The organism is Bacillus sp. SJS (genome assembly GCF_000732485.2).
Taxonomy (GTDB): domain Bacteria; phylum Bacillota; class Bacilli; order Bacillales; family Bacillaceae; genus Metabacillus_B; species Metabacillus_B sediminis.
Genome location: NZ_JAQV02000007.1, coordinates 202,407 through 214,512 on the forward strand (window position 1 = coordinate 202,407; position 12,106 = coordinate 214,512).

A 12,106-nucleotide genomic window follows, 5' to 3' on the forward strand; every position below is an offset into this window, starting at 1 on the left:
AATTCCCCCAACTCTTCCGGCTGTTTATGAATGTACGTTTTTAGGTGCAGGGAGCATCCTTATTTCTTCTTGACGCTTAGAAACAGAAGGTTTTTCCGAAACCTTTTTGTCTTTCCTCACATCTCTCATAAAGAATGCAAGCACAAGTCCAATTAGTGAAATACCTGCTGCCCAGAAAAATGCGTCATTAATTCCGTGAATCGTCGAATCCTTGACCACTTTGGCATATAAGAGCTGAACAGCTTGCTGCTGCGCCTCTTCAGGTGACAGGCTCATCATCTGAGCAATTTTTTGTGTAAATTCACTGAACGCTTGGGCAAAGAATGGATCAGAAGTATTCATCTGACTACCCTGCGCTTCCAAATGGTAATCCGTTCTGTTTGAATAAATGGTTGTAAGGAAACTGATTCCAATGGAACCTGCCACCTGTCTAAATGTATTGGCCATTGTTGAACCATGGCTGCTAAGTCTGTCAGGAAGCTGATTTAACCCGGCGGTCATGATCGGCATCATAAGGAAAGACATTCCGAATGTGCGAATCATATACAAGACCAGGATATGATTATAGGTCGTATCCATTGTGAGCTGAGTAAATTCATATGTCGTAACAGTTGTAATCACCATTCCAATAATTCCGAGTGGTCTTGGCCCGAATTTATCGAATAGAATACCTGAAACAGGTGACATGATCAGCATGACAATTGCACCCGGAAGTAAAAGCAGTCCTGAATCCAGCGGTGAATAGCCCCGAATGTTCTGCAAATAAATGGGAAGCAGGAACATCCCTGAAAACAGGCATATTGTAATCGCAATGTTGATAATACTCGATAAGGTAAAGATTGAATATTTAAACACTCTTACATCTAAAAGAGGGTCTTCAGATTTAAGCTGTTTAATTGTAAAAACAACTAGAAGAATGATTCCAACACCCATTGATGATAAAACAACAGGGTCTGTCCATCCATCATTTCCCGCTTCACTAAATCCGTACAGCAATAAACCCATACCCGCTAAAGAAGTGAAAATCGATAAAATATCCGCTTTTATATTCTCTGGAGGTGTGATGTCTTTTAATCTAAAGAAAGCAATGATTAATACGATGGCTCCAAGTGGAACCATTCCGGTAAAGAGCAAATGCCAATCATAATTTTGAACCACAAAACCTGATAGCGTCGGCCCGATAGCCGGGGCAAACATCATCGCGAGTCCAAAAATCCCCATCCCTTTCCCGCGCATTTCCGGAGGGAAAATAAACACAATAATCGTCATCACGAGCGGAGCCAATACTCCCCCGCCTATTGCCTGGATCAGCCTCCCCGTCATCATCACCGGGAAACTTCCAGCCAATCCGCAAATCAAGGATCCTAATGTAAAGCAAAACATAGCGAATAAGAACAATCGTCTTACTGCAAAACGCTTAATGAGATAAGCGGATAATGGAATCAGCGCTCCATTTACAAGCATATATCCAGTAAGAAGCCACTGAGCTGTATTGGCCGTTACACCAAACTCTGTTATGAGATGGGGTATGGCTACATTCAGCAGCGTTTGATTCAAAATGGCAAGGAACAAACCGAGCATTAATACAATCAGCAGCGGCATATGCTGCCTGACGCCGCTCTCTGATTTAGCTGCATTTTGTGTCATCACTCATTTCCTCCTTTCCTTAAAGCTTTCAGAAACATCTGACTTAGTTTTTAGAAATTTTCACTTCAGCGTTCATTCCTGGAAGCACTTGTTCAGAATAATTCGTAATAGAGATTTTTACAGGTACGGTTTGAGTTACTTTTGTATAATTTCCGTCATCATTGGATTTTGGCATTAAAGAGAAAATGGAGTTGGTTGCATACCCGATTTTTTCAACCTTGCCTTCAATGACTGTCCCACCGTCACCATCAACCGTTACATCTACATCGTCCCCAACCTCGATATCCTGCAGCTTATCTTCTTTTAGGTTAGCTGTGATATACAGTTCACTGAGGTTTACTTCACTTGCAATGGTTTGGCCAGGCTGTGCCATTTGATCATTATCCATTTGTTTTTTAATAATGGTTCCGTCTGCAGGAGCCGTTATTGACTGAGTGCTATTTGCAGCACCGATTTTTGCAATTTCGGCACCCTTTTTGATTTCGTCGCCTTCTTCAACATTCATACCGGATACTTTTCCGGCTGCAGGGGCCTTAATTGTATGAAGGTCACCCGCCACCTTTGCGTTATCAGTCGTTACATAATTGGTCTGCTGGAAGTAGTAATAAACGCCTCCTGCGACTAGTGCAAGAATCACAACAATCCCTACAAAATTAATCAAAATCAGCCGTCCTCTGGACATAAAAAATTCCTCCTTGTTTCGTATTCGATCTCACCATTATAAAAATACTTCATGATAAAGTTACTTTTTAATAAAGGTATTTACGATTCGTAACTTTAACATATTTTTTCGTATTTTTACAGTAAAAACATTTGCCTTACTTTACATTGGATAAAAGTTGAACTAAATTTATAGAAGAAAAGGGAAAGAAATAGAAGACATTTGCCTTGAACAGCCCCGGAAAAAAAATATAAGTACTTATCCTTTGATGGATGGGTGACGGGCAAGGCTCAGGAGCTCGAACGAAGTTATCTTCGGTCAGGCTATATACTGTGAAAGCTTACTTCATTATTTTAAAAGGGGAACCTTCATGAAAAACAATTTAAGCAGTCAGCTGGAAAGGCTGGATGAGATAAAAGATACCTTATTTATGCATAAGCGCCAGCTGATCGAGATGAAAATTAAAGAAATGCCGTATAATCTGACCCCCACTAAGTACCACATCCTTAAATTCGTCTTCAAACAAAAAAAATGCAAAGTAGCAGAAATTTCCCAGAAATTACTTTTAACATCGGGGGCTACCACCACCCTTTTAAACCAGCTGGAGGACGATTTACTCCTTAAAAGGGCAAGAGATAGCCAAGACCGGAGAATTGTCTGGATTGTCCTCACAGACCAGGGAGATCAGTTTGTAGCAAGTATGATTGAGCAGCGGAATCTCTTCTGGACGGAAATGCTTTCCGTCCTGAATAGGGAGGAAAGGGAAGAGTATTTTAGGATTTTGAATAAAATCGAAGCCGGTATTCTTCAAAAAGACGCCGCCGAAAAGTAAGACCATTAAAAAACGGAACCCCTTAGGGTTCCGTTTTTTCGTTCATTTTCCGAGATACGCTTTCAGCATCCAGTTGTGCTTTTCAAGACTTTGGTGAATAGCAAGAAGCATATCCCCTGTTGTTTCGTCTCCTACCTCAGCGGCAAGCTCCATCCCTTCTTTCAGTTCTTCAGCAACCTGCAAAAAGTCCTTATGCAGCTGTTGTACCATCTGCTCAGCTGTTTCGCCGCCTTCTGCTTCTTGGATACTCGAGAGCACGAGGCACTCTTTCATGGTAGCAGCAGGTTTTCCTTGAAGGGCAAGCAGCCGCTCTGCCAGCTCGTCAATATTTGTACCCGCTTCATTGTAAAACTCTTCGAATTTAGCATGAAGTGTAAAGAAATCTTTTCCTGTTACATACCAGTGGTAATTATGCAGTTTTACATAAAGGACGGTCCAATTGGCAACCTGCTTATTGACCGTGTCCAGCAATTTTTGAGACATTATGCATTCCTCCTTCGATGATAAATATGCTAAGAATCTCCCTCTTTATCATGTCTCGAAAGGCATCCCAATATCCTTTCTGCATGGTACTATAAAGGAAAGCGTTCTCAATATGGATTGTTCAGTAAGGAGGAAACAATCATGTACTTATGGATTCTTGGAATTTGCATCATTATTGTTTTCGTTGTATTAGCCTTAAGTGTAGTTACAACCAATAAAGCATACAAATATGAACACACTATTGACCCCATGGAGGAGGAAATTAGTCCTCCAGTCAATAAAAAGGACTCTGCTGAATAGTAGAGTTTTTTTATTTCGAATGGGTTCAGTATGTTTTAATCTTCGAAGTTCGGGGAATCTAATACATACAACCACATGTTCGAAAAGGAGAATGAACGATGCTTTGGACGATTATTTGGATTTTGCTGATCGTTTGGCTAGTCGGCTTAGTTTTCAAAATAGCCGGAGCTGCAATTAATCTGATTTTAATCATTGTACTGGCTTTGATTGTAGTCAAATTTGTTAAACGGAAAAGGCTGTAGATGCCATTTAAAATACGCGCACTTATTCAACTGGCGCAGCTTCGGGGCTGCAAGGGTGTTTGAGAGGAAGGGCTTACGCTGTGTAGGTGCTGCAAAAATACTTATGAACAGAACCGAATGGATTCGGTTCTTTATTTATGTTCATTACAAATGCAGAGAAGAAGGCCCTCCTGATTGCAGGAGGGCCTTTCATTTATCAGCTGTTTGTTGAGCTGAATGTTTCAGTTAATATTGGAACGATTTGCTTTTTGCGGGAGACAACGCCTTTTAGCAGCGCTCTGCTATCCTCGATCTTCACATTGTATGCTCGTTCTACTGCTTCAACTTCTCTTCCAGAAGCAAGAGCAATGGAATCACTTTCAAGAATATCTGTTACGACAAAAAGAAACAGATCCAAGCCCTTTTCAGCAACCACATGTGCAATTGCCGCTTCAATTTCGCTTTGACGAACCAGGATATCATTAGGATCCACTGCATTTACTTGAGCAATTTCAACCCGGCGTGTTCCCATTTGGAATTCCTTTGCATCCAAAGAAATGAGTTCTTCCACCGTTTTGCTGCTTAAATCAGCTCCGGCTTTCAGCATTTCCAATCCGTAGCTTTCGAGGTTCACCCCGGCAATTTCAGCTAGTTCTTTTGCTGCTGCAATATCCTGCTCCGTGCACGTAGGTGATTTGAAAAGCAAAGAGTCAGAAATGATGGCTGAAAGCATGAGACCCGCCGTATCCTTTTCAATCTCTACGCCGTTCTCTTTATACATTTTATTTAAAATAGTCGTGGTGCAGCCCACTGGCTCAGCACGGTAATACAATGGATCGCTTGTCTCAAAATTTGCAATACGGTGATGATCAATCACCTCAAGAACGCTTACTTCTGTAATATCATCCGCACTTTGCTGACGCTCATTGTGATCAACGAGAATGACATGGTTAACCTCTGCCGCTACTTTTTCTACTAAACGCGGTGCCTGTTTATTAAACGTATCTAGCGCATATTGTGTTTCACCATTAATTGAACCTAAGCGAACAGGCTCCGCGTTCATACCAAGCTTATTCTTAAGCTCTGCATAAGCAATGCTTGAACAAATTGTATCTGTATCTGGATTTTTATGACCGAAAACCAATACTTTTTCCATCGTATCCTGCTCCTTGCTGTAGATAGAGTTTTTTGCAGCGTCCGCATTGAACCCTGCTTCCGTTCTCTATTCTATCACATCTTTCTTATTTTTTCGGCAGGGGATTTTCTGCATTGGACGAGTCAATTAGTACCTCAAAGCAGCTCAAGTACCGTTATGGTTTAAAGAATACAAAGAAACTGAAGTCGGTTGGAAGGCTGGCTATCCGAGTAATCCAGCCACTTGTATTTTTCAAGTCTTTTATCCAAACCAGCCGTTATTTCATCCTCAATGTCATGCATCAACTTCAATAGGCCATCAATGGTCATTTGGAATTGGTCTGCAGCCTGCTGATGGGGTGAACAAACTGTCAGCATCTTTAAAAACTGTTCCTTCGTCTCACTTTGCTTTGCCAGTTCGTCTTCAGCTCTTACTACGTAGCGATACACTTCTCTTTTTTCTGCAGGCAATCCGGCTACAATATCGCGAACCATCATTTCCATCAGGTGATCATTCATGTTCATACTCCTTTTCACATGCTGACAAATTTACCAGCTGGCTTTTTTCACACCTGGCAGCTGTCCTTTATGTGCAAGCTCGCGAAATGCGATCCTGGACATATTGAATTTACGAAGGTATCCTCTGGGCCTGCCTGTCAGCTCACAGCGATTATGAAGTCTCGTTGGAGAAGAATCTCTGGGAAGCTTTCTCAGGCCCTCGAAGTCTCCCTTCTCTTTCAGTTCCTGTCTTAACGCAGCATATTTTTTAACAGTGGCTTCCCTCTGCTTTTCTTTTGCAATCATTGATTTTTTTGCCATTTTCCTTCTTCCTTTCTTTAATCAGTTTTCACTGGCTATTATATGACTGTTATACCTTAAATCGAAATCATTACGTTTTAATTATTAAATCTTATCCCTCCCACTTAAATCAAGCAGTAATTAAAAAAACCCCGCTTGGCGGAGTTAATGGTGATGGCCTGATTCTTTCTCTTCTTTATCATTTCCGTTATCCGCAGCATGTCCTACTATTAGCTTAACCTTAGGCATCACATGCATATCTCTTGCTGTTACGTGGGTTTGCAAATAATAAATTCCATCCTCTTTAAACGCCTTTGAAATGGAATAGACCCCATTTCCGCTATGTTCTGCTTTCACCATTTCGCTTTGTTCCTTCGAACCTGACTCCCAGATCTCAAACTCGACCGAGCTTGCATCCTGGACCATTTCCTTTCCCTGCGTCACTTTCACTTCATATTCTTGAGTTTCATTTTTGCGGATTACTTTCGGTACACTGATTTTTGCATTGACCATTTCTGGGACATCGGAAGCTTTACTGCCTGCTGCCCCGCATGCTGCCGTCAGAAATAAAACGGCCGAAAATAGTACAAGCAATGTCCAATTTTTCCATTTCATAAGTATCCCATCCCGTATTCGACTTTCTTCTATTATAAGAAAGACTGTAAGCGGTTTCTATAGAAGATGGGAAAAAATTGATTCATAAGAAAAGCGGAGGGCGCTTGCTCAGCTGTGAGAGACGGTGGAGCCCCCGACCGAGAGGCGCCCAAGTTAGGTTGTTCAGCTAAAGGCGCGACGTCCTGTCGCAACGCTGAACGGGCCTTCATCGTGAAGGCCCTCGACCGAGAGAGCGAAGCGGCCGAACAGCTAGCGCCAGGAGCTGGACAAAAGTAAAAAATTCATACGTTCTTATCTTTTAAAAAAAGCCTGACAGCGGATTGCTGTCAGGCTTTTCAAATGATTAACCGAATACTTTTTCAAGCTCTTTCTTATCCTGATCAAGCCAGAACTTCATCAGTCGCTTCGCTCCATCCAAATCATGAAGCTTCGCTTGACCGCATTGCTTTTCATTTGCAGCTGGAATTTCGTCAATTTCAATAGCTGACTTTAATGTATCATCAAGAAGATCTATAATTTCCTTAACTGTCGGCTCTCCGCTGACTACAAGGTAGTAACCCGTTTGACAGCCCATTGGAGAGATATCAATAATATCAAAATGATCGTACTTTTCTGCATGATCACGAATATTAAAAGCAAGCAAATGCTCAAGCGTATGAATCGTATCAGGTTTCATTGCCTGTTTGTTCGGCTGGCAGAAACGGATATCAAACTTATTAACAACACCATCGGATCCTACTTTATGGACGCCGCAATGTCTTACGTAAGGTGCTTTAACTGCATTATGATCAAGCTCAAAACTTTCTACTGATGGCATATTTTTCACTCCCAGCTTATTTTCTATGAACCTATTGTAACAATTCCGATAAGAACCATCAACTTAATTGGCTTTGGTGTTTTTTTCTGTTCTTTGCTTTTTTATTCCCCATGGCGTAAATTTATAACATTAAGGTACGGCGTTTACGCGTTCTTATCATTAATAAAGGGAGGCGTATCATGAAAACATTGTTTTTGAAGCTCATTCGATTTTATCAAAAATTTATCTCTCCATTGACTCCGCCTTCTTGCCGTTTTTACCCTACCTGCTCAAATTACGGTTTAGAGGCCATTCAAAAGCACGGAGCTATAAAAGGAAGCTGGCTGACAGCCTTAAGAATTCTTAAATGCAATCCTATGCATCCAGGCGGGTTTGATCCGGTTCCAGAGAAGAAAAAATCTACTCATACCCATTTGTAATCAAATCAAGCTTGCCCGTTCCAGGGTCAATCACCAGTCCATGAACCCTAACATCGGCCGGAAGCAGGGGATGATTTTTTATTACATCTACACTATGTAAAACACTATCCTGTACTTTATCAAAGCCCTGAAGCCATTTATCTAAATCTAAGCCAGAGTAGCGAAGCAGATCAATTTTTTCTTGAGAGATGCCTCGTTTTTTGGTTTTCTCCAGGAAGGACGCTGCATTCAGTTTGCTCATCCCGCAGTCATGATGACCGACAACACATATTTCTTCAGCCCCAAGCTCATACACAGCAACCAGCAGACTCCTCATAATACTTCCAAACGGATTCGCCACTATAGCCCCTGCACTTTTTACAATCTTCACATCGCCGTTTCTAAAGTTCATGGCATTTGGAAGAAGCTCCACCAGCCTTGTATCCATACATGTAAGAATTACGAGCTTCTTATCAGGAAATTTGCTTGTTTCAAATTTTTCATATTGTTTGGTTTCGACGAATGTCTGGTTGTGTTCTAAAATGTTATCAAGTATCTTCACTGTCATCTGCTCCTTTGCATTCATATCACATCCAATATAGCATATACCATTGCAATCATGTCTATTTCATATATCACGTTTGATACTAAAATGATTAAAATGCGAACTCCCTGCATTTGACGAACGGACTGCAAGAGCGATTTTTTCTGCTGTCATATTTTTTTCGGATGCTCGTTTATCCTTAGCGGCAGGCAGCGCCAATTGCATGAGGACTCGAACCTGCAGGACCTTGCGTTTCGTCAGCCTTGTTTTACTTCAAAAAAGCGTTCTAGTAGAAAAGTGACGATATTTACTAAATTTCTAGCTATTGCCGGTTCTCAAATCGTAACCTTTACGATATAATGGCGAAGGATATTAGGAACTGTTTTATTTCGAGAGGAGAAACACAATGAGAAAAATAGTTTTTGCTTTAATTTTGCTGCTCGCTGCGGCCTCATCACTGGCGGGTTGTTCATCGAGTGGTGAGACGAACGAGGCGAAGAATGGCAAATTGAAAATATATACGACGATTTTCCCCCTTGAAGATTTCACAAAAAAAATTGGCGGCAATTTAGTGGAAGTTGAGAGTGTGTATCCCCCTAACACGGATGCACATTCCTTTGAACCCTCCACTAAAACCATGGTTAAAATTGCAGAGGGCGATGCTTTTATTTACACAGGAGCAGGCATTGAAGGGTTTGCTGATAAAGCGGCTGAGACACTAAAGAATGAGGATGTTGAAATCGTTAAGGCAGCAGAAGGCATTGAGCTCGCTAAAAGTGCAGCTCATTCTCATGAAGGAGAAGCAGGCCATGATGAACATTCGGAGGAAGCCGCGCATGAAGGACATGAACATGGAGATACCGATCCGCATGTTTGGCTTGATCCAATCCGCTCCATCCAGATGGGCGAAAACATTAAGAATGCACTCGTTAAAAAACACCCTGAAGGCAAAGAAACCTTTGAGAAGAATTTCGCAGCATTAAAAGCAGACCTTGAGAAATTGGACAAGGAATACAAGGATACCCTTTCTAAAACGGATAAAAAAGAAATTCTCGTTTCCCATGCAGCATATGGCTACTGGCAGGAACGCTATGGGATTGAGCAAATTAGTGTAATGGGCTTATCAGCATCAGATGAGCCCTCCCAAAAGCAAATCAGCGCCATTATTAAGGATGCTAAAGCACATGGGATCAAACATGTCATTTTCGAAAAAAACATCAGCAGCAAGCTATCAGAGATTGTGCAGAATGAAATTGGCGCAACTCCTTTAACTGTAAGTAATTTGGAATCCGTAACGGAAAAAGATGCAAAAAACAGTGAGGATTATTTCAGTCTTATGAGAAAAAATTTAGAAACCATGAAAATCGCATTGACCGAATAATGAAAGTTAAACCGCGACGCCTTCCGGCCTCGCGGTTTTTTAAACGAATATAGCTACGACTATACTCCCGTCCTCCAAATAACGGTTCCAATGTCAATTGAAAACGCATACTCCGTGTCGATATTGACTTAAATGAGCAGACTCTTCCATCCTGCGATTGAAAAAACGAGTAATCTGCCATTAATTCCTTATGCAAGCAACCATCTGAAGACACAGTTAACGGCCTATAAATGTCGATTAAAAACGGTAAACCCATAGGGATGATAGGTCTTTTACCCTTTGCAAATCCTCTCGTATTTCATCCTGAATTTACCCCTCTTCTAAATTACTATATTAGAAAACGGATTCACTTTCGCTTTAAAGCATATAATTGAGAAGATTTTTCAATAAAAAAATCAATTTCCTAAAGGATTTTTTCTTAAAATTTTCATATTTTCTTATATGCAGAATTATATTTTGTTACATAATCTTCCGCTTGAATCCTATTCCCTATAATGATCAATGCTATATGAGTCCTATTAATCATTTTGAATTTTTAGAAAACTTTTGATATGTTTTTCCTTCATATGGTGCTACTATTCTATTTGTAATACACAATTTCATATTTGGAGAGGGGAATTCGTTTGAACAAAAAGTTTGCTGCAATAGTTATTGGTACTGCATTAACATTAGGCTCCGCCCTGCCGTCTGCATCTGCTTTGACTGGTCCAAAAGACAATAATTTTCAAGAGAAAGCACAGCTTGTCCAGAAGCAATGGCTGAAAGACAAAGGCAGCCCATCTTTTCATGCCGGTATTAAATCCTCTATTAAAGTTCAAAAAGAAGCAGATGCAAGAAGCTTCCTTAAGCAAGACAACTCAATAAAGATCGATCCCTCCAATGAACTGACTCTCTTGAGCGAAGAAAAAGATGAACTTGGATTTACCCACTACAAATACATTCAATCGGTAAATGGTGTACCGGTGGATGGCGCTGTATACATTGTTCATACGGATAAAAACGGTACAGTAACTGCTGCAAACGGTGCTTTGCATGATGATGTTAAAGCACAGGTTAAGAGTACAAAAGCAAAAATCTCCAAATCTAAGGCTGCAGATTTGGCATGGAAATCTATTAATCTATCTAAAAAAGAAACCGAAGCTGAAGAACAGTCCATTCCTCAAGGTCCTGTCAAGAAAAGCAATGTGAAAAGTTCAAATGAAAAAGGCGAGCTCGTTCTTTACAAGAAAAACGATCAATTCCACCTGGCTTATAAAGTTCAGCTTCAATTCATTAAACCATACGGGGCCAACTGGCAAATTTACGTTGATGCAAATACAGGAGAAATTATTGATTCTTACAATGCAGTAGCAGATGCAACCGGGTCCGGGACAGGGGTGCTTGGAGATACGAAATCCCTGAATACTTACTTTTCAAGCAATACTTATTATCTGTATGACATAACAAAACCGATGAATGGGGTAATCGAGACGTTCACAGCGAGAAACGGTTCCGCCCTTCCTGGTTCCTACTCCGTTGACAGCGATAACGTTTTTAATGCTTCCAATCAGCGTGCAGACGTAGATGCTCATTACTATGCAGGAAAAGTGTATGATTACTATTACAACACACACGGGCGCAATAGCTTCGATGGCAACGGCGGCACAATCCGCTCGACCGTCCACTATAGCAGCCGCTATAACAACGCATTCTGGAACGGAGCCCAAATGGTTTACGGAGATGGCGACGGCACAACCTTCACTGCTCTTTCCGGATCGTTGGACGTAGTAGCCCATGAACTTACACATGCTGTGACTGAAAGAACAGCGAACTTGCAATATCAAAACCAGTCTGGTGCATTGAATGAATCCATGTCGGATGTATTCGGATATTTCCTTGATCCGGCTGACTATCTATTGGGTGAAGATGTTTACACTCCTGGCAGATCCGGGGATGCTTTAAGAAGCCTTTCCAATCCGGAGGCTTATGGCCAGCCAAGCAACTTCGCAAACTATGTATATACTTCTTCTGATAATGGCGGGGTTCATACCAACAGCGGAATTCCGAATAAAGCATTCTACTACACAAATCAAAGCATTGGAAAAGCGGCAGCAGAAAAAATCTACTACCGTGCATTAACAAGATACCTCACTCCTACAAGCAGCTTCAGCAATGCCCGTGCAGCCCTTCTTCAATCTGCTGCAGATTTATACGGCAGCGGAAGCAGCACATACAATGCCGTTGCAAATGCTTGGACACAAGTAGGCGTCAACTAACCCGTACTATATGAAAGCCC

Annotated in this window: 15 protein-coding genes; 6 read left to right on the forward strand and 9 right to left on the reverse strand. The window is 41.3% G+C overall.

Annotation, left to right across the window (positions count from 1 at the left end):
* Positions 1 to 24: 24 nt before the first annotated feature.
* Both AS29_RS04635 and AS29_RS04640 read right to left on the reverse strand, forming a co-directional pair.
* A complete protein-coding gene (locus AS29_RS04635; RefSeq protein ID WP_035409842.1) occupies positions 25 to 1,647 on the reverse strand; it encodes a DHA2 family efflux MFS transporter permease subunit in 1,623 nt (540 codons plus the stop codon).
* A 43-nt stretch (positions 1,648 to 1,690) separates the two neighbouring features.
* Positions 1,691 to 2,329: an efflux RND transporter periplasmic adaptor subunit gene (locus AS29_RS04640; RefSeq protein WP_035409844.1), complete on the reverse strand. Its 639-nt coding sequence runs from the start codon at positions 2,327 to 2,329 to the stop codon at positions 1,691 to 1,693.
* Between the two features lie 349 nt (positions 2,330 to 2,678).
* Between AS29_RS04640 and AS29_RS04645 the strand changes: the two genes are divergently transcribed.
* Complete coding sequence (locus AS29_RS04645) at positions 2,679 to 3,140, forward strand: MarR family winged helix-turn-helix transcriptional regulator (protein ID WP_035409846.1); 462 nt, start codon at positions 2,679 to 2,681, stop codon at positions 3,138 to 3,140.
* A gap of 42 nt (positions 3,141 to 3,182) precedes the next feature.
* On the opposite strand, the gene AS29_RS04650 is transcribed toward AS29_RS04645, so the two are convergent.
* Positions 3,183 to 3,623, reverse strand: a complete 441-nt coding sequence (locus tag AS29_RS04650) for a Dps family protein (protein ID WP_035409848.1) — start codon at positions 3,621 to 3,623, stop codon at positions 3,183 to 3,185.
* A gap of 141 nt (positions 3,624 to 3,764) precedes the next feature.
* On the opposite strand from AS29_RS04650, the gene ytzI reads away from it, so the two are divergent.
* Together ytzI and AS29_RS21265 are read left to right on the forward strand one after the other, a co-directional pair.
* Positions 3,765 to 3,923 carry a YtzI protein gene (gene ytzI, locus AS29_RS20935; RefSeq protein ID WP_082883732.1) on the forward strand — a complete coding sequence of 53 codons (159 nt, stop codon included), beginning with the start codon at positions 3,765 to 3,767 and terminating at the stop codon, positions 3,921 to 3,923.
* 98 nt (positions 3,924 to 4,021) lie between these two features.
* Entirely contained in the window at positions 4,022 to 4,165 is a 144-nt protein-coding gene (locus AS29_RS21265; protein ID WP_156505868.1) for a lmo0937 family membrane protein, read from the forward strand.
* Between the two features lie 196 nt (positions 4,166 to 4,361).
* Here the strand turns inward: AS29_RS21265 and AS29_RS04655 are convergent, their stop codons facing one another.
* The 5 genes from AS29_RS04655 to AS29_RS04675 all read right to left on the reverse strand — a co-directional run bounded on the left by AS29_RS04655 (position 4,362) and on the right by AS29_RS04675 (position 7,508).
* Entirely contained in the window at positions 4,362 to 5,300 is a 939-nt protein-coding gene (locus AS29_RS04655; RefSeq protein WP_035409850.1) for a manganese-dependent inorganic pyrophosphatase, read from the reverse strand.
* Positions 5,301 to 5,461: 161 nt separating this feature from the next.
* Positions 5,462 to 5,797 carry a hypothetical protein gene (locus AS29_RS04660; protein WP_035409851.1) on the reverse strand — a complete coding sequence of 112 codons (336 nt, stop codon included), beginning with the start codon at positions 5,795 to 5,797 and terminating at the stop codon, positions 5,462 to 5,464.
* Between the two features lie 30 nt (positions 5,798 to 5,827).
* Positions 5,828 to 6,097: a 30S ribosomal protein S14 gene (gene rpsN, locus AS29_RS04665; RefSeq protein ID WP_035409853.1), complete on the reverse strand. Its 270-nt coding sequence runs from the start codon at positions 6,095 to 6,097 to the stop codon at positions 5,828 to 5,830.
* 144 nt (positions 6,098 to 6,241) lie between these two features.
* On the reverse strand, positions 6,242 to 6,691 hold the full coding sequence (locus AS29_RS04670) for a FixH family protein (RefSeq protein WP_035409856.1): 450 nt from the start codon (positions 6,689 to 6,691) through the stop codon (positions 6,242 to 6,244).
* Positions 6,692 to 7,034: 343 nt separating this feature from the next.
* Positions 7,035 to 7,508, reverse strand: coding sequence for an S-ribosylhomocysteine lyase (locus AS29_RS04675; RefSeq protein WP_035409858.1), 474 nt, complete (start codon positions 7,506 to 7,508; stop codon positions 7,035 to 7,037).
* Between the two features lie 179 nt (positions 7,509 to 7,687).
* Between AS29_RS04675 and yidD the strand changes: the two genes are divergently transcribed.
* The gene (gene yidD, locus AS29_RS04680) at positions 7,688 to 7,927 is read left to right on the forward strand and encodes a membrane protein insertion efficiency factor YidD (protein ID WP_035409860.1); all 240 of its coding nucleotides are present in this window, start codon (positions 7,688 to 7,690) and stop codon (positions 7,925 to 7,927) included.
* Here yidD and AS29_RS04685 read toward each other — a convergent pair.
* Positions 7,908 to 8,468 carry a beta-class carbonic anhydrase gene (locus tag AS29_RS04685; RefSeq protein WP_035409979.1) on the reverse strand — a complete coding sequence of 187 codons (561 nt, stop codon included), beginning with the start codon at positions 8,466 to 8,468 and terminating at the stop codon, positions 7,908 to 7,910. The genes yidD and AS29_RS04685 overlap by 20 nt on opposite strands.
* A 388-nt stretch (positions 8,469 to 8,856) precedes the next feature.
* On the opposite strand from AS29_RS04685, the gene AS29_RS04690 reads away from it, so the two are divergent.
* Positions 8,857 to 9,831: a metal ABC transporter substrate-binding protein gene (locus AS29_RS04690; RefSeq protein ID WP_035409862.1), complete on the forward strand. Its 975-nt coding sequence runs from the start codon at positions 8,857 to 8,859 to the stop codon at positions 9,829 to 9,831.
* 623 nt (positions 9,832 to 10,454) lie between these two features.
* Complete coding sequence (locus AS29_RS04695) at positions 10,455 to 12,086, forward strand: M4 family metallopeptidase (protein ID WP_035409865.1); 1,632 nt, start codon at positions 10,455 to 10,457, stop codon at positions 12,084 to 12,086.
* Positions 12,087 to 12,106: the final 20 nt, after the last annotated feature.